This is a genomic window from Paenibacillus ilasis, assembly GCF_043195395.1.
Classification (GTDB): Bacteria; Bacillota; Bacilli; order Paenibacillales; family Paenibacillaceae; genus Paenibacillus_AQ; species Paenibacillus_AQ lautus.
In genome coordinates this window covers 500,483-519,682 of record NZ_JBHDJG010000002.1, presented here as the reverse complement: position 1 = coordinate 519,682, position 19,200 = coordinate 500,483, and the positions used below count along the sequence as shown (strand labels likewise).

Sequence of the window (19,200 nt, the reverse complement as noted above, 5' to 3'; positions counted from 1 at the left end):
GCTCCACCTTATTTTCCTGATGCTTTTCGATATTCGCTCGGCGATACGCCGCTATACTTCTTAAACGTTGTCGTAAATGTGGAAGAGTTCGAATACCCCGTTTTCTCTCCGATTTCGGCAATGCTGAGATCCGTGTTCCGGAGATATTCACGTGCGTGCGATAGTCGGACCTTGTTCAAATACTCCACATAATTCACGCCGAATGTTTTCTTGAAATAATTCGAGAAATATTTGGAGCTTGTATCCAGCACCTCGGCCATATGGTCCAAATACAGATTCTCCATATAATGAAGTTCGATGTATTGCGAGATGAAGGCGGGATTCAGCTTGCTCCGCGGATCATGGTTCCGCGTGTTGGCCACCACGCGCATCACTTCCATCAGCGCCTTCTGAATCTCTTCATAGGTAAAGGCTTGGTCAACCTTGCGGATGAAATCACTCTCTTGCAAAAACAGCTCGTTGCGGTCAACGGACGGCGAATCCGCCTGCTTCATGACCAGAAAGAACATGCTCTTGGCAATATGCACCATCTGATGATGGTGGATGTGAAGATCCGCATTCTGCTGAAAAATGTCACTCACGATCTGCAGGCCTTCATCTACCTTGCCGCTCAGCATGCAGTTGCTCAGCTTCTCAATCTTCTGAAGCGGATAATAAATATCCGGGACATAACGGATTTGCTCCGTATCGACCATATCCGTGTCCGCATTCACGTTCCGGTATAACCGGCCATCCTTAATGTTCCGGTATGCCTCGCAGCAGTTGCTGATCTTGGATTCATACGTTCGGCTTACGCAGCCCCACACCGTGAACATATCCGTATACTCCTGGTTGCACAGGCGGATATACTCTTCGAATTTCCGTAGCAGCTGTTTGCGGTCCGAGGGCTGATCCAAACCGATGAGCGCGAGGAACCTCAGCTCTTCGACATGATAAACCACCACATGTTCATAGCGTCCCTGCAGGCTGCTTCGGATCTGGGCCGTCAATTCCTCCAGGACAAAATCCGCCTTGGATGCTCCCTTGCCGGCAGGCTGCAAATACACGGCCGCCATCATGAAATGCCGGCACTGGAAAAAATGCGTGTAATGCTTCTGCATTTGCATTTCCTGCTCGCGCGAATGGTGATGGCCGTCCAGCGTTTGCAGAAACACGCCGCGGCGAATATCTTCATCCACCAGGTCCATCTGCTTCTTCAGGGATTCATTCTCCCGTTGGACCTTGATGATGCCGCTCTGGATTTTTACAAAATCGTTCCCTTTCAGAGAACTTCCCCCGAGCAGCTGCACGATGTTCTTCACGGGCCGGTACAGATAAATGCTGAGCAGCACCGACAGAATGACGTTCAACGCAATCGCGCCGTACATGATCCACGTATTGGCATTGGTAACGGAATCGATATTTTGAAACTTGTACGGCAGCTTGTTGATATATATAAAACCGTTATAGTCCGACTTGTAAAAATTGTACTCAAAATCGTCATGCGTGAGGGAGGCTTCCTGCGACGGGTTAAAGTATACGTCGTTTAGAATCCCTACCAGATCCAGATCCTTCTCGGTGCTCAAGATGACGTTCCGGTTCGCATCCAGCACGATGAGCGAGGCTCCCGGAATCATCGAATTCAGATCGATCCCTTTAAGCAATCGGTTCACGTTAATCAGGATCATCAGGTTTTTGTTCGACATTCTGACCTTGTTGCCGTCCACGGCAATCATCAGATTTCGGCCATACCCGCTGCTCTGATCCTCATAAACCTCCGCTGGAAAAACCGTGAGCTCGTGCTCCGATCGGGTAAACGTCTTCCAGAACATCGAGTTGAACTTCTGGGATTTGTACCGCCTGTCGAACAGAGCGTCCAAATTGCTGGTTCCGCGCGTCGTAATGGCCAGATCGTGATTGTCGAACGAGATGACCACATCCTCCACGATGTCCACATTGGAAACAATGCTGGTGACGCTGTCCTGCAGGGAGATGACCTTCTCCATGTCAAGTTTGCCGTTATCCAGCTGCATCCGGTCCGAAGGAAGCGCATGAATGTTAAAAATCAAATTGTTCACGGAGGAGAAACTGGTATCAAACGACTGAATAATGTTTCTGATCACCATCCGGTTGTTCTCGCTCACCTTGTCGTAAATTCCGGTAATGGAATTCTTGTACACGATGTAATTGAATATGAACATGATGCCGATGACCAGTTGCAGAGCGAAGAAAATCTGAAGCAAGCCTCTGTTGGCGATCAATCGATTCATACGGATTCACCTCTCTTGGATGTCATCCCTTCATATTCAACATGAAAGCCCCGGGCACCTTCCCGTTACCCTTTTTCGGAACCGAGCATGACCCCTTTGGCAAAATACTTCTGGGCAAACGGATAGATCAGCAGCACCGGAATCATCGACAGCACAATCGTCGCATTCTTCATGGCTTGCGGAGCGAGCGCCGACGCATCCACCAGACTCGGATTGCTTCCGTTCTCGCTGAAAATCAGCATATCCCGAAGCACGACCTGGAGCGGATACATATTTGCATCATTCAGATAAATCAGCGGGATAAAGAAGCTGTTCCAATGGCCCATGAAGTAAAACAAGCCGATCGAGGCCAGCGCCGGTTTGGACAGCGGAAGCACGATTTGGAACAGGATGCGGTACTCGGAAGCGCCGTCGACAACGGCCGCCTCGCGCAGGGATTCCGACATATTCTCGTAGAAGCTTTTGAGGATTAACAGCTCAAAGGTCCAGATCGCATTCGGAAGCACGAGCGCCCATACGCTGTCCAGCAGGCCAAGCTCGGATACGATCAGGTAGTTCGGAATGATCCCCGGATTCAGGAACATGGTCATGATGATCGCCAGCAGGAAAAACTTGCGCCCGAAAAAATTTTTGCGTGCGAGCGGATATGCCGCTACTGCCGTAAGCAGCAGGTTAATGACCGTACCGAGCGCGGTATAAAAAATCGTGTTCAGGTAGGCGCGCGGCACCCGGTCATCGTTCAGCACCTGGGCATAGGCGTCCAGATTAAAACCCTTGGGAAACAAGGTGATATTCCCCTGCACCACTTCGGAAGTCGCACTGAGGGAAACGGCGGTGATATATACGACGGGATACACGGTAATAATGGCAAGGCACGTCAGAATCAGCGTGTTAATGATGCCGAATAACGAGATATTCCGAAGGCTGAATCGTTTGTTGTTTACCATAGTCCGCTACCTCCCAATCTCTTGCTGAAGTAGTTGGAGGACAGCAGCAAAATCATGGCGACAACGGCTTCGAATAAGCCCACGGCTGCACCATAGCTATAGTTGCTCTCCAGAAGGCCTTTCCGGTAGACATAAGTCGAGAATACATCCGCTACCTCGTAGGTCATCGGATTGTAAAGCAGCAATACCTTTTCGTATCCAATCCGAAGCATCGACCCCGTCTTCAAAACAAACATGATAATAATCGTTGGAAGAATGGCAGGAATCGTGATTCTGAAGATCATGTGGCGCCTTTTGGCACCATCCACCTTGGCCGCTTCGTAAAGCGACGGGCTGATCCCTGCGATCGCAGCCATATAGATGATGGCCTCATAACCGACGGTTGCCCAGATATCCGATGAAACATAGATGGTTCTAAACCAGCTCGGTTCAATGAGAAAATACGTCTTCTCAAAACCTAACGCCGCGATGAGCTGGTTAATGATCCCCTGATTGGGTGATAGGAAGTCGATAATCATGCTGCTTATAATGACCACCGACAGGAACGAAGGGAGATAGCTGAGCGTTTGAACCGATTTTTTGAACCATTTCACTCTGACCTCGTTGAGGAGAATCGCCAGAATGATGGGGAAAGGAAAACCGAAAATCAGATTATATACGCCAAGAAGCAGCGTATTCTTGAACAACAGCCAGAAATCCGGACTGCTGAAAAATTTCTCGAAATGCTTGAACCCCACCCAGTCGCTCTCCATGATGCCGGTGAATACGCTGTAGTCCTTGAAGGCAATGATCAAGCCGTACAGGGGCCCGTATCGGAAAATAACGTAAAACAACAGGCACGGGATAAACAGAATCAACAGCTGTCTGTCCCGCTTCATATGCTGAAAGGCCGAAACCATTCTTCTCCCAAGCCCGCCGCGGGGGTTGGCCAGTTTTGTCTCTGTCCCTGCACTTGACATGGTGTTCCCTCCTTAAGATGATGGGCAGCACCCAGCGTGGTACCCGGATGCCGCCATCACTCCTATTTCTTCTGCGGATTAATTCGTGGCTTCATCCAATCTCTTCTGGGCTGCGTTGAAAATATCGACGATCTGCTTGGCTCCCTGCTTCTCAGCCTGCACCTGCCATTGCTGCCACTGCGCATCGCCATAGTTTTTGTTGAGAATGTATTTCGCGTTAAATTCATCCGCCAGTTTCTTCAGCGAGGTTTGGATTTCGGCAATCGTTGCGGTTTCGTCATCCGTAAAGTTCACGACCGGATCCAGCGGCTCGAATTTATTGCCGTTCAGGAGCTTATCCTGAGCCTCCTGTTCCTTCTCCGTATAATTGAAGTACACGCTGCGCTTATCGGAATTGACATATAAACCTTGCAGCCACAGGCCGTAGCGATCCTCCAGCACGCTGATATCCACCAGCGGCACGTCGGTCAGTTCCGGATAGACGGCTTTATCGCCTTCCATCTTGAACGTCTCGCCTTCCACGCCCATCGTCACCAGCGTGGCGCCGGACGGGCTCGTCAGGTAATCGAGCAGCTTCAAGGAAGCTTCCTTGTTGTCGTTGTTGGCTACCGCGATGCTGAAGCCGTTCGTAATGCTCTCGATCGTCTTGCCGTTGCCGGTCGGTCCAACCGGATTGCCGTATCGCAGATCATAATTCGGATTTTGATCCTTGACCTGGTTGTAGAACAGGTCCAAACGTCCGATCCAGTCATAGGTCACAAAGGATTTGTTGCCTGACGTCATTTTCGCCGTCCAGGAATCGTCGGTGTCCGTCATAAATTCCGGATCAAGGAGTCCCTCGTTGTACAGCTTCTTCATGAAATCGAGCATTTCTTTATGCTCGGGCTGTATGGTAGCGTACTTCCATACCTTGGCCGTCTCGTCGTAGTACGTCGGATAGTTGGCTCCGCCGATTCCCCAGCCGAAGGCCCAGTCGCGGAAAATGTGCTCCTTCGTCTTGGAAGCATAAGGATAGGAGTCGGGATAAGCTTCTTTCAATTTTTTGAGAGCCTGGTAAAACTCATCGGTATTCGTCCATTCCTTGATGCCCAGCTCGTCAAAAATATCTTTGCGGTACAGGAAGCCGTGGTTGACGTCCCGGTTGATGTTTGCAACTGGCCAGGTATAGATGTTCCCGGATTCATCTCCGTAGGACGGAATGACCCACGGATTCTCATCCACATACATTCTTTTGAAGTTCGGCAGCATGTCGAGATATTCGTTAATGGCAACGACCGCTTTCTGCTTACCGATCTTCTTCAGCTCCGGCGGCGTCAGCCCATGGATAATGTCCGGGAGCTTGCCGGATGCAACCGTTACTTTCAGCTTGTCTTGAAACGTAGCCGAAGAATAGGCTTGGAAGTTCACTTTGATTCCGGTGCGCTTCTCAATTTCCTTGGCAAGCAAGGAATCGTTCAAGTTGGTTTTCTCGCTGACGACCATCCAATTGATTGTTGTTGGTTTATCAACCAACGGAAGCGCAAGGCCTCCTGTATCTCCATACTGATCGGGATTTGCCGGTGCCGCTTTAGGTGGCGCTGTGTCTCCGTCCTTCTCGGGAGCTGCCCCTTTATCTCCTCCGCTGCATGCGGCCAAGATCGAAATGATTAATGTGAACACGAGTGCCATACGAAACCACTTCTTTGTCATGTGCGTTCCTCCTCTAAATCCATCATTTGATTGTGGCTGACTGAATCTGTGCGATCGCTACTCTACCCCCGTCATTTCTTCTCATCTGTGTGTCTTTGCTTACTTATACGGTCCTCGTTACAAATTAAGATGCTCCCTATCATTCCTCCTTGTTGACGAAGATCCCAAGCTAAAGCGCAGGGAATATTCTAAAATGATCGCGTATCCGATACCGATCGTCCGGCACGGAATTTTCTACCCATCCACATCATAAAAACGCTTCCACGATTCGTAAAGAAGCGTATTTCGGCGAGATGCTGTTTTTTCTCATCCAAGCGGATAAAATGCCGAAAACCCGCATAGTATCAGGCTTTTTGAGCGTGTGGAAATTGCTAAAGCAGTAGAAATAGATAAAAAAATAGAGGGATTTCATAACGAAATCCCTCACGGAGCATGTTAAATTTCTTCTCTTCCTCATCGTACCTTATAGAAGCAGAACGTCTTAGGCGTTACAGGAAAATGGGTGTGAAATCAATCACCAGTTTCATCTTTCTTGGCTTTGGCACCCTTTTCCCTTAATTTCTTGCCTTCCTTGCCGTACAGATCCTTCAGGATCTTCTTGCCGGTCGGCGTCTGCGCAAGTCCGCCTTTCGCCGTTTCCCTGTGCTTAGACGGCATGGCCGTGCCGACTTCCAGCATCACGTCGATCACTTCGTCGGATGGAATGACGCTGCGCACGCCGGCCAGCGCCATATCCGATGCCGCCAGCGCCGTCACGGCGCCGAAGCCGTTGCGCACGATGCAAGGAATCTCGACCAGCCCGCCAACCGGATCACAGATGAGTCCCAAGGAATTCTTGAGCGCGAGCCCCACGGCATGAACGGCCTGCTCCGGCGTACCGCCCCGCAGCTCTGTCAATGCGCCTGCCGCCATGCCGATAGCCGATCCAACCTCTGCCTGACAGCCGCCCTCCGCGCCGGAAATAAACGAGTTGTTGGCTATGACGTAGCCGATCGCGCCTGCGCTGAACAGCCCCATCACCAAATGCTCGTCTTCCCAGCCGAAGCGTTCCTGGGTGCTGACGAACACCCCGGGAATAATGCCGCATGAGCCCGCTGTCGGCGTCGCCACGATGCGCCCCATGGAGGCATTTACCTCGGACACGGACAGGGCGTAGGCGAGCGCCGTGCAAGCGTCGGTACCGAGCGCGGGTACCCCGCTGCTCATATATTGATGGACACGCACGGCATCGCCGCCGGTCAGGCCGCTTTTGGAAGGGACGGGTTCATGGATCCCCCGGTGCACCGCTTCCTTCATGATGCCGTAGTAATCGGCCATTTGCTTGAACGTCTCGTCCCGGCTTTTTCCCGTTTCCTTGATCTGTTCATTCAGCATCAGCTGGCCGATCGTAACCTGATCCTCCCGGCAGCATGCGATGATCTGCTCCAGCGTAGAAAACTTCATGACTGCGCCTCCTCTACTGTCAAATCCGCAACGACGACGCGATGCACGCTCGGCAGTCCTTCGATATGCTTCATCAGCTCGGCCGGTACCGCTTCGTCCGACTCCACCACCGTCATGGCATCGCCGCCCCTTCCCTTGCGGTCCACGTCCATATAGGCAATGTTGACGCCGCCGGCCTCCAGGAGCCGGGTGATATGCGCGACCATGCCCGGCGTATCGTCATGAAAGACCAGCAGCACCGGATAATTCATCGTAAACTTGACGTCAAAGCCGTTCACGCGCAGCATTTCCACGCTGCCTCCGCCAATGGAAGCGCCTGCAATGACATCGGTATGATCACCGTCCGTCAGCCTCAGCTCCACGGTATTCGGGTGAAAGGCCACATTCTGTGCCGTCTTGAATGTAAGTTCAATGCCTGCCGCTTCGGCAAGCTCGATCGAATTCCGGATGCGCATATCGTCCGTGGCAAAATCGAGCAGTCCGCCCACCACAGCCAGATCGGTGCCATGGCCGCGGTAGGTTTCGGCAAAGGATCCATAGAATACAATTTCCGCCTGATCGGGGAATGCTCCAAATATGCGCCGCGCAGCTCTTCCGATCCGCACGGCCCCAGCGGTATGAGAGCTGGACGGCCCCACCATGCTGGGCCCAATAATAGAAAACACATCTTTAAACCGCATGTGCGATTCCCCACTTTCGACTATTCTGCCCTCATTGTATCAGTCCGCCAGCCAACTTTCCAAGTGCTCCCGAATAAAATCGTCATCGTTCAGATGCGGATAGTCTCTGTAGACTCTGTCAATCTCTTCCGATTGGCCGGGAGACAGCGTTTCATGCGGATTCAGGCACCATGTGCCTTGCAGCAGCCCCTGCCTGCGGAGCACCTCATGGATGCCCGGAATACAGCCTGCAAACTGATGCGCGGGATCGAAAAAGGCTGCATTGGAGTCGGTAATCTCCACATTGCGTGTCAGCCATTCCTTCGTGAATCGATCCTGTGTGCGGGCCTCTTTGATCTCTTCCAGCAGCTCCACCGCCTTCTTGGTCCAGACTGCCCAGTGACCGAGCAGACCGCCGACGATAGGCTTGGCGACCAACGTTCCGTCCACCTGGAATTGATACGTCGTAAGCAAATCATTGACGATGTTATCATCGTTCCCCGTATAGAGCGCAATGTCATCTCTGCGGCTCGAATAACAGACGGCACGAACGACGTCAATCGTCTGGTAGCGGTTGAAGGGAGCCATCTTGATCGCAACGATATTCGGAATTTCGGCGAAGGACCGCCAGAAGTCAAAGGAGAAAATCTTGCCGCCAACCGATGGCTGAAGATAGAAACCGATCACCGGCATCCTCTTCGCAATCTCCTCCGTGCGCTTCAGAATATCCTCTTCGCTCCAGCCGCTTAACCCGCCCATGCTGAGGAGGACGGCATCATAGCCGAGCTTGCGGGCGATCTCCGTTTCCTCCACGGCCTGATCCGTTTCGCCGCATACGCCGGCCACCAACATGAAGGGCCGGTCAAGCTCTGCCTTGCGGACCTCTTCCGCCGCGAGCCGCAGCACGGGTTCATACAAGTCAATGCCTTTGTCGCGGATCTCGAATTGGGTCGAATGAACGCCAACCGCCACACCGCCCGCACCGGATGCCGCATAATAGCGGGTTAATGCCCGCTGGCGGCGTTCATCCAGCTTCCGGTTCTCGTCCAAAGCCAGCGGGTGCGCCGGAATGACGAGCCCTTCGTGAAGGGCTTTAAGCTTCTCGGGGGCCAAACGTTGAGTTATAGGAACCTGTCCGCTCATTAGAATTTCCCCTTTCTCTCTTGGAAGTGAGTCGGCTTATTCCAGCTCTCACCGCCGGATTGCACCCATGCTGCGGTCCAGTCCAGCATCTGCAGCAGAGACACCTTCGGATAACCGAACAGTTGGTGCGATTTCGCAGCATTGTTCAGAAGTGCGGTCTCGGATTCCGTACCCGTAAAGGTCACTTCCTTGCCCATCCGTGCCGCCAATTCCTGTGCCGCCCAGCGAATCGACATCGTCTCCGGTCCGGTGATGTTGATGATTTCGGGAGGCGAGCTGCAATGCAGGAGCGAACGGAGCGCCATCTCGTTGGCATCCCCTTGCCATATAATATTCGCATGCCCCATCGCCAGGTGAATCGGCCGGTCCTCGTGGATCGATCTGGCGAGCTCATGCAAAACGCCGTACCGCATATCGATGGCGTAATTCAGACGGTAAATGGCCATCGGCGTACCGTTCTGGTGGGAGAAATATTCAAAGACGCGCTCTCTGCCGAGACAGGATTGCGCATATTCCCCGACCGGCTCCGGCGCAACGGATTCGTTGACTCCGCCGCTGCCCACCGGCGAAAACGGATACACATTCCCCGATGAGAACACCACCATGCGGGATTGCTTGAATTTCTCGGCCACCCGGCCCGGCAAATACGAGTTCATCGCCCAAGTAAAATATTCACGGCCGGTCGTGCCGAATTTGTTGCCGGCCATATAGATCACGTTCGGAGCCTCGGGCAGCTGCTGCAGCTCTCCATCGTTCAGCAGGTCGCACGAAATCGTCTGCACACCCGCCTCCTCCAGCTCGCGTCTGGCCTCCTGGTTCGAGAACCGGGATACGCCGATGATCCGTTTGCCGCCACCGCCTTCGCGTACGGCGTTGGCAGCCAGCCTTGCAAGGCTTGGACCCATTTTCCCCCCGACACCCAGGACAAGGATATCCCCCTCCAAAGACGCCAGATCGGCAACAAGCTGTGCTGAAGGCTCAGCCAGCTTCGCTTCTAATTCTGCAACGGTTAACATGAACAATCTCCTCCTCCGATTAATGATTCATCTTCATCATACGGCCTCGCTTGATATAAAGACAAATCTTTAAATCGTCTTTAAATAGATAGAGATGCACTACTCCGTTTCGGCGGCTTACCAGCGAGAAATGGGGATTTTACCAGGGCCGTTGCGACAGACTCATGATTCATCATGACCACACAGAAAAAAAGCCCCCTGATGTCAGGGAGCAAACGAAACGTTCAGCACGATGTATCGAAGCACGAAGAAGGCAATGATAAAGGAGGCTGCCAATCCCAGCATCGTGAAGATGACCATTTTCTCAAACCGAGTAAATTTGACCTTTATTTTATTCATCACGTTCACCTCAGCTTCCATTAGAGTACATATCTGATATCCTATTCCAGAAAGATGAATCTGAAGATTTGCCTTGGTCTCCCTCTAGGCACCTTCTCGATTCCGGCAACCTCGACCAGATCATTGTCGGTCCACAGCTGGAGCAGCCGATGTGCACTGCGGACGGTAATGTCCAGCAGGTGAGCGAGCTCATGGACCTTGTATTCATATTTACCGGAACGGGCACGCTGGTTCAGCAGCTTGCTTAAATAGGCACTCGTCATTCCGGCGTCCTCTGCCCGCTTGATCAGCTCTGGATCCGTAAAAGACAGCACCTCCAGCACAGGGTCTGCCATCTCCAGCGGTCCTATCAGCGTTCCATCCTCGCGGACAATAAAGCAGGCATTGCCGCCAACCTCCTTGGATTTCCGCATCGCAATGCGTGCATTGGTTCCCGCCATGCTCGCCGATTGGCCGAAACCCATGCCGATACTGAGCGAAATACCATAGGTTTTGTTCACGTCTTTGGCCAAGGGAATCGTTTTGTAGCCGCCGGTTTCCCGTTCAAAGATGCCGCGCGTCGTGAAGAACAGATACTCGTCCCCACCCAGATGGGTCAAATAACCGTCCAGCGATTCCACATAATCGAGCACCATCCGGTGAATATCCAGCTTCAGCTTCTGCACCTCGTGCTCATTATTCCGTCTTAACGCCTGGGTTCCAAAATCATCTATATTGATCATCCCGACCACGATCTGACCTTCCCTGCTCCGGCGGGATGCCGTGGACAGCAAAGCCCGCTCCAGCGATACCACGATATCCTGATCGGAAGGCAGCAGCCACTCATTAGGGACCCCGAGCCTCGTCAGCTCATGGGCCACCGATTCCACACCCGTGAACGCAACGGAGCACCCGCCGGATTCATATTGAAGACGGTGAAAATCAATCAGCTTCCCCTTCGAGGCATAAGCCGGTCCATCGTAAATAACAGCTTGTACAGCTGGGATACCCAGATCCCTTATCGTCCGGACCACCATCGTCTCCGTTAAAGTATCCACCGATATGCCGCCACCCAGTCTTCCCCGCTGCCCGGCATGAAACAGCGCTTTATATAAACCCGCGTCCGTGACGGGGACATAATGCACAGGGATCGAGACCTGCCCAAGCTCCTTCACCTTGCGCTGAGACAGCGGATCCGAGAGGAACAACACCTCAACCTCGCCTCCGATCCGCTCAGCCAATGCCGGCGCTTCGCCATCATCCTGAAAAACAAGCGGCACGGGGTCAAAGGAGGGAAAGGATTCAATAACCTTCAAGATTTTATCAACGATCGTCTGGGTTCCGATAATACCGATACGAATTTGCTGGACAGGAAGTTGCCTCCGCTCCGTCACGTTTCCTTCACTCCCATCTTTCCCATCTCCGAGAAGCCGCTTATCGGCAAGCCGGCATGGATACCTAAATCATACCCGCTATCGAAAATTTGGCAAGTGAAAGAACCAAAAGCAACTCCGCTTTTGATTCTCATCCGGTTCACTATTTCTATTTCAGCTCTGTTACTGGAATTTCTTCGGCGCTTCCGGCTGATGACTGTTCTCGATTTCAGAGAAAAGCTTCGCTTCGGGGCTAGTATGGGTTTGAGGCGTCGCTGGCGTAAGGCCAACTTGGCCGATGAGAGCCATAAGCTGGTTGATATCCTCTTTAGTGGCCGGTTGTTTATGGCTCTTCAAGGTGTATCCCAGATTTCCGCTTACCTCCAGCGTTGCCCACTCCACATCCGAAATATTGGCGACTCCCGCCTGTCTCAATCGCATTTCCAGCTTGTCCACCGTGAGTCTCAGTTTGTCGAGATTCGCCTCTTGCAGTTTCCCTCGTTCTATGACCACCACGGATTTACCGGAGATTAACGTTTCCAGCTTGTCAGCCCTATACTCGATATACTCCATGATAATCATACAAAGAATGAGAACGGCAGCAACCCCGATCGTAACCCAATAACCCTGACCGCTTAAAGGTTGTACAAGCAGAGAACCGATCCCGATCATGATGACGACCTGTGTAATGGTCATTTGCGAGATTGATTTTCTGCCTCCGATTCGGAATAGAACGGTTCCGGCAGCAATGATTCCTACCGCCTTCAAGATGATGATCCAGCTCACGAATAGATCCCCTACCTTTTTTAGGAATAGAGTTCCCTAACTAATGTAACCTATCCATCTGCTGGTTCACGCCTGTAAAAAGGGTTCTAACCGCTCAGATTTCAACCCATCCTGTAACATACCTGAAAACTATCCCAAACGATTATTCGCGAGGCAGGATTCATTACTATCGACTCCATGCCTGTTTGCTGCTGCCCACGATACATTTTTTACAGCAAAATAAGAGCCGTTAACGGCTCTTTAATGGGTTTCTTCACCGAATATGATGAAGTTATCGGCAACGAGACTACCAGCCCAGATCCAAGGTCTCCCCCGTCTCCGCATAAGTCTTCAGAATGCTCATAACCATCCACCAGTTGTCCGCTGCCTTGGCGCGGGACGGATGATCCGGCGTATATTGATCATTGACGAGCGTCAGCTTGGTACAGTTTCCTACTGGATCAAGGGTGAACGTAATGCGGGACTCCAGCTCCTCATGATTCGCGTAATACGACGGACCCGGATGCTCGGACAGGCTCAGTGTCTTCTGCGGCTCATAAGCCAGAACATTCCCATAGACATGAACCGTCTCCTCTCCGTCATTCCCCGGTCCCACATAAGCGTAAGGCTCCCCCACTTGAAAAGAAGACCTCAGCTCACTCCCGAAAAAGGTGGCCCGCGTTCCCTCCGGCGAAGTTAAGACCTCCCATACCTTCTCCGGCGAAGCTCCGATATAAAACTGATAATGTAACGGCTCCATTTTAGTTTCCTCCCATCATGAAATATCCAGTAAGACCGGCTTGTCCTCCTGTGATATGATGATGTTATCAAGCAGCCGCGATCCAAGTATTGTAAAAATGCGACAGCCTGCAGCCTGTGGAATCACTTCAAGCTCAAGTCCCGTGTGAGGCCAGTGGTCCATCGATCCAGGCCTGCTAGGGAGTTATCGGAGGTGTTTATATCCATGATTCAGCATTCTCATCAGCCCAGCCTCGGCATCTTGAACATGAAAAAAGCCGGAGAGAAGTTCCAGCTTCTGCGAGTTCCCCCATCCAGGGACCTTTCCTATTTCATCAAGCATTACTGGATCATTCATTGGGATTTAACCGACCAGGAGCCTCATCTGCAGGATGTTGTTCCTAATCCTTGCGTCAACTTGGTTGTTCAGCCTCATCGAACCGCTTTCTATGGCGTATCCAGCACCAGGCATTCCCACCATCTGGAGGGCAGAGGGCAAGTATTCGGAATCAAGTTCAGACCCGGCGGATTCTATCCGTTCGTGAACACGTCCATGGACCGTCTGACGGATTCCTCCATAGGAACCATGGAGATTCTCCAAGTCGAGCCCCATACGCTGGAGCAGCAGCTATTGACCGCAGAGGAGCCGGAGCAAAAGGTGAGGTACATGGAGGAGCTTATTCGCCGCATTCTTCCCGAAGAGGATGAACAGATCGAACGGATTCATACCATGATCGACCAAATTCATCACAACCGGGACATCATTCGGGTCGAGCAGGTTAGCGAATGGTGCCAGATGAGCCCGAGATCACTTCAGCGCCTGTTCAAGCAATACGTTGGAGTAAGCCCTAAATGGGTGATTCGCCTGTACCGGCTGCAGAATGCCGCCGAAATGCTCGAAGGCCTGAATCATCAGGATGTGCTGGAGCTGGCCATGGATATGGGTTATTATGACCAGTCGCATTTTATCCGGGATTTTAAAGCAATGATCGGTAAAACGCCCGAAGTTTATATGAAGGAACGATAAATCTGAGGAGGTAACAGCATGTATACGATACAGGCGATCGGAACGATCCATAACGAAAGAAAGGCGATTCAGGATGATTACTGGGGGGATGTCATCTCGGAGATTAAACTAGGCGAAGAATGGGATGAAAGCTCCCTGGATGGGATTGAAACGTTCAGCCACCTTGAAATCATCTATGTATTCCATCTCGTCCAGGATGACAGCATCCAGTACGCGGCGAGACATCCGCGAAATAATCCAAGCTTCCCCAAGGTCGGTATCTTTGCCCAGCGCGGCAAGAATCGCCCCAACAAGCTAGGAGCCACCATGGTGGAGTTGGTAAGCAGAGAGGGCAGGTCCGTTTTCGTTAAAGGGCTGGATGCCATAGACGGGACTCCCGTCGTTGATATCAAACCTGTCATGGAGGAATTTTTGCCGAAGACGAAGACCAAGCAGCCCGAATGGGCTACAGACATCATGTCCCGTTACTGGGAATAATGATGAAGTACTTCATCCTACAAAAACAACAGCGCTGCCGCGCCTGTCCTTGAGGTTCAAGGGACTGGCTTGGTCAGCGCTGTTTCTATGAAATCCATCTCTGTTGAGTTTACTCCTCGTGCATGACGAATTGAGCGATATTCTTACTGTGATCTCCGACACGTTCCAAGTTGCTTAGAATATCCAGATAGACCGCTCCGGAGTTTCCTGTGCACAGATTCTGGTTCAATCGCTGGATATGACTCTTGCGGAACTTGACTTCCATCTCGTCCAATTCCCGCTCATAGTCCAGCACCTCTTGAGCCGCGGCCACGTCATTATGCTCTAACGCAGTCAGAGCCCTTTCCACCGCCTTGTCGGCTAGGGACAGCATCTCCTTCAACTCGCGTCCGGCTTCCTCTGAGAACTCCACCTTTTTATTGATGCTGAATTCGGACAGCTCCACGATATTTTCCGCGTGATCGCCGATCCGTTCAATATCGTTTACCAGTTGGAACCAACCGGAGGCTTTTTCGGACTCGCCTTCTGGCAATCCGTTCTGCTGCTGGATTTTCACCATATAATCCGTGATTTTTCGATTCAATTCGTTGATAAGCTCTTCCTTCTGCAGGGCGAGTTCCCCCACCCGGGTTTCCCTGCTGAAAAAGAAAGTAGACGCATCGTTGAGCGTCTCCCGGGCATACTGCCCCATACGCAAAATTTCATGCTGTGCTTGTCCAAAGGCAACCGCCGGCGTGGCCAGCAAACGTTCATCCAGATAAATCGCCTTAAATTCAAACTCCTGCATCTTGCCAGGAATAACCTTGGTTACGATCCATGCCAAAGCCGGAATTAATGGCAAGAAGATCAGGGCATTGGTTGTGTTGAAGATGCCGTGAGCGTACGCAATCTGCATACGGATATTGACGCCTTCTCCCAGCCATAACACAAGGGAATGCACCGGAATCAACAGAATCATAAAGATAATAGCACCGATGACGTTAAAGATGACGTGAACCAGGGCCGTGCGCTTGGCGGCCACCGTTGCGCCGATCGAGGCGAGTACCGCGGTAATGGTTGTCCCGATGTTATCGCCAAACAGGATCGGTAATGAACCTCTCAGGTTAATCATTCCTTCGTCTGCAATCGTCTGCAATATGCCGATGGTCGCGCTCGAGCTCTGTACAACCATCGTGAATACGGTACCTACAACAAGCGCCAGGAGAGGCTGATCCTTCAACTGGATCATGAAGTCAGTAAAGGCTGGAAGCTCACTTAGCGGCTTCACGCCGCTGCCCATGGTGGATAACCCCAGAAAAAGGGTACCAAAGCCAAAGACCACCTGGCCGATATATTGGAATCTTTTCTTGTTAAAGAAAAATAAAAAGAACGCCCCTACCGCAATAATGGGCAGTGCATATTCTTCGATTTTAATCCCCACGATAAATGCAGTCATTGTCGTGCCAATATTGGCCCCCATAATGACGCCTATGGCTTGTCTTAGTGTCATCAGCCCCGCGTTTACCAGTCCAATCGCCATCACGGTCGTTCCCGATGAGGATTGAATCAGTATCGTGACTCCGACCCCAACCAACACGCCCAGTACCGGGTTGGATGTGTATTTCTCCAGCAACCCGCGCATTTTGTCCCCTGCTGACTTCTGCAGACCGTCCGACATATACTTGATGCCGAACAGAAAAATGCCCAAGCCGCCTACAAACTTAAATAGGATGTCCTGCCAATCCAAGAGATAAGTCCTCCTTTAGATGTCATCTCATAATGTGTCTATAAAAACCCTTTAAATAATTTAGCACAATATGTGAACAAGATATACCTATCTAAGTATCGACATATTACGAGATCGGCAGACTTATCTCAACCGATGTCCCCCGCTCTTCCTCGCTCCGGATGACGATCCGGCCATTGTGGCTCTCCATGATCCGATGGACAATCATCATGCCAAGGCCATTGCCGTCCGGCTTAGTCGTATGAAAAGGCTCCCCAATCCGCTGAAGCACATCGTCCGTCATGCCGGAGCCGTTATCCGTAAAGATCACGCGTTGATATCCTTCCTGCACATCCAGATGAATGTGGATGTTCCCGCCATGCGGCAAGGCTTCCATCGCATTCTTCAGAATATTAAGAAAAACCTGCTTAATCTGGTTCCGGTCACATAGAATCGTTGCATTCTGCCCGATGTTTTGGGTCATCTCGATCCCGCCAAGCTCCGCCTGAATGGCAAACAAGTGAAGCACCTCTTCCAGAATTTCACCGCAATCCTCAAGCTTACAGACCGCAGCCTGGGGCTTGCCCAGAATCATAAATTCCCCTACCATCAGATTGGCCCGCTCCAGCTCGGACATGATCAGGTCATAGTGCCGAAGACAGGCGTCCTTATTCGCTAGCTGGAGTAATCCCTTCACCGTGGTGAGGGGATTGCGAACTTCATGGGCTATGCTTACGGCAACCTGTCCGGCAAACACCAGCTTTTCCGTATTCCGCAGCACTTCCTCCGTACGCTTCATCTCTGTAATATCACGAAGAAAGCCGACCACCCGCATGAGCTGTCCCTCACGGCCATATGCAGGCTGAACATCAAGTATATAGTGATTCATGGTTCCCGATATCTCAAGCGAAAGCTCTTCTCCGATGCAGATTTGCTGCCGGTGTATCACCCGCTCATAATACTCGCCAATCGGCTTAATACCGAACACCGTGCGGCCCACATATTGAGTGCGGTTCCGGGTGCTGTCGTCCGGGCACAGCAGGCTTAAGCTCGTTTCGTTCATCTCCAGAATCTGACCCTTTGCATCAGTAATGATCACGCCATAATGATTCGTTCCGAGGAGCACCTGATTCAAGGTTTGCAGCTGCGTGTTCTGTTTGCGGGTAACCATCTCCCGTTCCAGGGAATCGGCCATCGTGCACAACAAAGCATGCAAATGCGGGTGAACAAACTCCCTGTTCGTCATTAGAGAGATCGTTCCTACGATCACCTTCCCATCCTCACCGTGAAAGGGGGCCGAATAACATGCCATGCGGTGAAGAATGTGATGAAAATGGTCCTCTCCTATCAACGTAAACGGCCGTTCGTACCGGAGACAGAGATCAATTGAGCTTGGACCGTCTTCTTTGGAATAGCCTTTGCCCTCGGTGATCCCCAAATACCGGGCTGTTTCGATGATGGTCGGGTCCCCTTCCATATCAAGAATGAACCCTTCGTTATCCGTAATCGTAATCACGACAGGATTTCCTGATCCGGAGGAAAGGAACTTATTCACGAAAACTTGAATCACTTCGATGTATTCTTTATATTTTGCACGCCTTGCGGCCAATACCTCATCATTCAATCGATTCGTATGTGTTGGAAGAAGCTCCGGGTTCATCCCCTTGTCTATACACTGCTGCTTAGTTCGCTGAATGATCTCCTGATCGGTTATTTCACCACATCGATTATCCAAAATCACATACCCCTTTTTATCATACTGCCACTTAATGTAACCTAACGTTTATTCTATCACTTTTATCGGCAGATGGAGCCTGCCAGTAAACTTAATCGAATGTGAATATGGCAGCCTTCATCTTACCATTTATGAAGATATACGGGATAAGCAGGTGATTGGAATTATATTCCTATCCCCTTCTCCTGTTTATGTAACTCTTTGCTGGAAATATCCGTTTAGGATGTAAAGGAGATGAGAATCCATGTTCAAACCCAATCTTGTTTACTTGTTCCTCATGGCTGTTCTATTTCTTGTAACAGCCTGCTCGAGCAACCAAACGGAAGCACCGGCTTCATCAACCGAACCTGCGACAACTGCAGTGACGGACTACAAAAGTGCGGCGGAGCACGTATTTTCATTGTATAAAGAGGAGGACATAAGTACCGAGGATAAAGTCACGAACATGCTTCCTCGATTGGAAGGCATGGACTGGACAGAGTACAACCGCCTGAGTAATGGCAAAACATTGGAGACTCTGGAGCTGCTGTATACCCACCGGTCCCTTATCAAACCCGAGCATTACAGGAGTCTATTCCTGGCAACAACTAATCTCGACGGTGCCTCTGCCGAGCAATATGCCGCCATCGCAGGAGGATTGTTCACCAGAGACACGGAGGGCGTGGTTCGAGCACTTGCTGATTTGAGTGACGGCGACAATAGGCAAAGGGTCATTTCCAGCATTGCTTACCATCTTGGTTACCAGGATGTTTCACAGGTGAAACAAGAGCTTGAGCAATGGCAAACGAATAAGGAGCTGGATGATCCCGAGAAGAACGTCATCGCCTCCCTGATATCTGCAATCAACCATCCATAATACCATTCCCCTTAACCTGCCGGTATTATCTTTCAACCGGACTCAATCGGTTTCATAAGCCCTTATCTATGTCATCCGCCAAAGATAACCGTCAGCACCAA

At 51.3% G+C, this 19,200-nt stretch carries 18 protein-coding genes; 3 read left to right on the top strand and 15 right to left on the bottom strand.

The features are described 5' to 3' along the window. Window positions 1-8: 8 nt before the first annotated feature. The 13 genes from ACETK5_RS22425 to ACETK5_RS22365 form a co-directional block, all read right to left on the bottom strand. Window positions 9-2,249: a helix-turn-helix domain-containing protein gene (locus ACETK5_RS22425; protein WP_394057960.1), complete on the bottom strand. Its 2,241-nt coding sequence runs from the start codon at window positions 2,247-2,249 to the stop codon at window positions 9-11. 65 nt (window positions 2,250-2,314) lie between these two features. Next, the gene (locus tag ACETK5_RS22420; RefSeq protein WP_127593775.1) at window positions 2,315-3,196 is read right to left on the bottom strand and encodes a carbohydrate ABC transporter permease; all 882 of its coding nucleotides are present in this window, start codon (window positions 3,194-3,196) and stop codon (window positions 2,315-2,317) included. Then, on the bottom strand, window positions 3,190-4,155 hold the full coding sequence (locus ACETK5_RS22415) for an ABC transporter permease (RefSeq protein ID WP_127593776.1): 966 nt from the start codon (window positions 4,153-4,155) through the stop codon (window positions 3,190-3,192). The genes ACETK5_RS22420 and ACETK5_RS22415 overlap by 7 nt, the downstream gene beginning before the upstream one ends. Before the next feature lie 78 nt (window positions 4,156-4,233). Then, window positions 4,234-5,844 (bottom strand): extracellular solute-binding protein, encoded by a 1,611-nt coding sequence (locus ACETK5_RS22410; RefSeq protein ID WP_394057957.1) that lies wholly within the window; start codon window positions 5,842-5,844, stop codon window positions 4,234-4,236. 510 nt (window positions 5,845-6,354) lie between these two features. Beyond that, entirely contained in the window at window positions 6,355-7,287 is a 933-nt protein-coding gene (gene sdaAA, locus ACETK5_RS22405) for an L-serine ammonia-lyase, iron-sulfur-dependent, subunit alpha (protein WP_326111471.1), read from the bottom strand. Further along, a complete protein-coding gene (gene sdaAB, locus ACETK5_RS22400) occupies window positions 7,284-7,967 on the bottom strand; it encodes an L-serine ammonia-lyase, iron-sulfur-dependent subunit beta (protein WP_100539909.1) in 684 nt (227 codons plus the stop codon). The genes sdaAA and sdaAB overlap by 4 nt, the downstream gene beginning before the upstream one ends. Before the next feature lie 39 nt (window positions 7,968-8,006). Further along, window positions 8,007-9,089: a dihydrodipicolinate synthase family protein gene (locus ACETK5_RS22395; protein ID WP_394057954.1), complete on the bottom strand. Its 1,083-nt coding sequence runs from the start codon at window positions 9,087-9,089 to the stop codon at window positions 8,007-8,009. After that, window positions 9,089-10,105: an NAD-dependent epimerase/dehydratase family protein gene (locus ACETK5_RS22390; protein ID WP_394057952.1), complete on the bottom strand. Its 1,017-nt coding sequence runs from the start codon at window positions 10,103-10,105 to the stop codon at window positions 9,089-9,091. The genes ACETK5_RS22395 and ACETK5_RS22390 overlap by 1 nt, the downstream gene beginning before the upstream one ends. Window positions 10,106-10,309: 204 nt before the next feature. Next, window positions 10,310-10,444, bottom strand: a complete 135-nt coding sequence (locus tag ACETK5_RS22385) for a hypothetical protein (RefSeq protein WP_279300474.1) — start codon at window positions 10,442-10,444, stop codon at window positions 10,310-10,312. Between the two features lie 41 nt (window positions 10,445-10,485). Beyond that, the gene (locus ACETK5_RS22380) at window positions 10,486-11,817 is read right to left on the bottom strand and encodes a hypothetical protein (RefSeq protein WP_394057950.1); all 1,332 of its coding nucleotides are present in this window, start codon (window positions 11,815-11,817) and stop codon (window positions 10,486-10,488) included. Beyond that, complete coding sequence (locus ACETK5_RS22375; protein ID WP_394057948.1) at window positions 11,814-11,951, bottom strand: hypothetical protein; 138 nt, start codon at window positions 11,949-11,951, stop codon at window positions 11,814-11,816. Before ACETK5_RS22375 ends, ACETK5_RS22380 begins: the two co-directional genes overlap by 4 nt. 28 nt (window positions 11,952-11,979) lie before the next feature. Then, a complete protein-coding gene (locus ACETK5_RS22370) occupies window positions 11,980-12,582 on the bottom strand; it encodes a DUF421 domain-containing protein (protein WP_326111474.1) in 603 nt (200 codons plus the stop codon). Window positions 12,583-12,868: 286 nt separating this feature from the next. Further along, window positions 12,869-13,321, bottom strand: coding sequence for an SRPBCC family protein (locus tag ACETK5_RS22365; protein WP_394057946.1), 453 nt, complete (start codon window positions 13,319-13,321; stop codon window positions 12,869-12,871). Between the two features lie 204 nt (window positions 13,322-13,525). On the opposite strand from ACETK5_RS22365, the gene ACETK5_RS22360 reads away from it, so the two are divergent. Next, window positions 13,526-14,326: a DUF6597 domain-containing transcriptional factor gene (locus tag ACETK5_RS22360; protein ID WP_394057944.1), complete on the top strand. Its 801-nt coding sequence runs from the start codon at window positions 13,526-13,528 to the stop codon at window positions 14,324-14,326. Window positions 14,327-14,344: 18 nt separating this feature from the next. After that, window positions 14,345-14,803, top strand: a complete 459-nt coding sequence (locus ACETK5_RS22355; protein ID WP_394057942.1) for an SAM-dependent methyltransferase — start codon at window positions 14,345-14,347, stop codon at window positions 14,801-14,803. Window positions 14,804-14,912: 109 nt separating this feature from the next. Here ACETK5_RS22355 and ACETK5_RS22350 read toward each other — a convergent pair whose 3' ends face one another. Together ACETK5_RS22350 and ACETK5_RS22345 are read right to left on the bottom strand one after the other, a co-directional pair. Further along, complete coding sequence (locus tag ACETK5_RS22350; protein ID WP_100539902.1) at window positions 14,913-16,529, bottom strand: Na/Pi cotransporter family protein; 1,617 nt, start codon at window positions 16,527-16,529, stop codon at window positions 14,913-14,915. 106 nt (window positions 16,530-16,635) lie between these two features. Then, entirely contained in the window at window positions 16,636-18,249 is a 1,614-nt protein-coding gene (locus ACETK5_RS22345) for an ATP-binding protein (protein WP_394057939.1), read from the bottom strand. 238 nt (window positions 18,250-18,487) lie between these two features. Here ACETK5_RS22345 and ACETK5_RS22340 point away from each other — a divergent pair, with 238 nt between their 5' ends. Continuing rightward, a complete protein-coding gene (locus ACETK5_RS22340) occupies window positions 18,488-19,099 on the top strand; it encodes a hypothetical protein (RefSeq protein ID WP_394057938.1) in 612 nt (203 codons plus the stop codon). The last annotated feature ends 101 nt before the right edge of the window (window positions 19,100-19,200 follow it).

What these genes read in the sequence shown, in the direction of transcription:
- ACETK5_RS22365 (WP_394057946.1), bottom strand. Translation starts at nt 13,321, where the DNA reads ATGGAGCCGTTACATTATCAGTTTTATATCGGAGCTTCGCCGGAGAAG.
- sdaAB (WP_100539909.1), bottom strand. Translation starts at nt 7,967, where the DNA reads ATGCGGTTTAAAGATGTGTTTTCTATTATTGGGCCCAGCATGGTGGGG.
- ACETK5_RS22340 (WP_394057938.1), top strand. Translation starts at nt 18,488, where the DNA reads ATGTTCAAACCCAATCTTGTTTACTTGTTCCTCATGGCTGTTCTATTT.
- ACETK5_RS22355 (WP_394057942.1), top strand. Translation starts at nt 14,345, where the DNA reads ATGTATACGATACAGGCGATCGGAACGATCCATAACGAAAGAAAGGCG.
- sdaAA (WP_326111471.1), bottom strand. Translation starts at nt 7,287, where the DNA reads ATGAAGTTTTCTACGCTGGAGCAGATCATCGCATGCTGCCGGGAGGAT.
- ACETK5_RS22390 (WP_394057952.1), bottom strand. Translation starts at nt 10,105, where the DNA reads ATGTTAACCGTTGCAGAATTAGAAGCGAAGCTGGCTGAGCCTTCAGCA.
- ACETK5_RS22410 (WP_394057957.1), bottom strand. Translation starts at nt 5,844, where the DNA reads ATGACAAAGAAGTGGTTTCGTATGGCACTCGTGTTCACATTAATCATT.
- ACETK5_RS22425 (WP_394057960.1), bottom strand. Translation starts at nt 2,249, where the DNA reads ATGAATCGATTGATCGCCAACAGAGGCTTGCTTCAGATTTTCTTCGCT.
- ACETK5_RS22395 (WP_394057954.1), bottom strand. Translation starts at nt 9,089, where the DNA reads ATGAGCGGACAGGTTCCTATAACTCAACGTTTGGCCCCCGAGAAGCTT.
- ACETK5_RS22360 (WP_394057944.1), top strand. Translation starts at nt 13,526, where the DNA reads ATGATTCAGCATTCTCATCAGCCCAGCCTCGGCATCTTGAACATGAAA.
- ACETK5_RS22385 (WP_279300474.1), bottom strand. Translation starts at nt 10,444, where the DNA reads ATGAATAAAATAAAGGTCAAATTTACTCGGTTTGAGAAAATGGTCATC.
- ACETK5_RS22375 (WP_394057948.1), bottom strand. Translation starts at nt 11,951, where the DNA reads ATGAGAATCAAAAGCGGAGTTGCTTTTGGTTCTTTCACTTGCCAAATT.
- ACETK5_RS22420 (WP_127593775.1), bottom strand. Translation starts at nt 3,196, where the DNA reads ATGGTAAACAACAAACGATTCAGCCTTCGGAATATCTCGTTATTCGGC.
- ACETK5_RS22415 (WP_127593776.1), bottom strand. Translation starts at nt 4,155, where the DNA reads ATGTCAAGTGCAGGGACAGAGACAAAACTGGCCAACCCCCGCGGCGGG.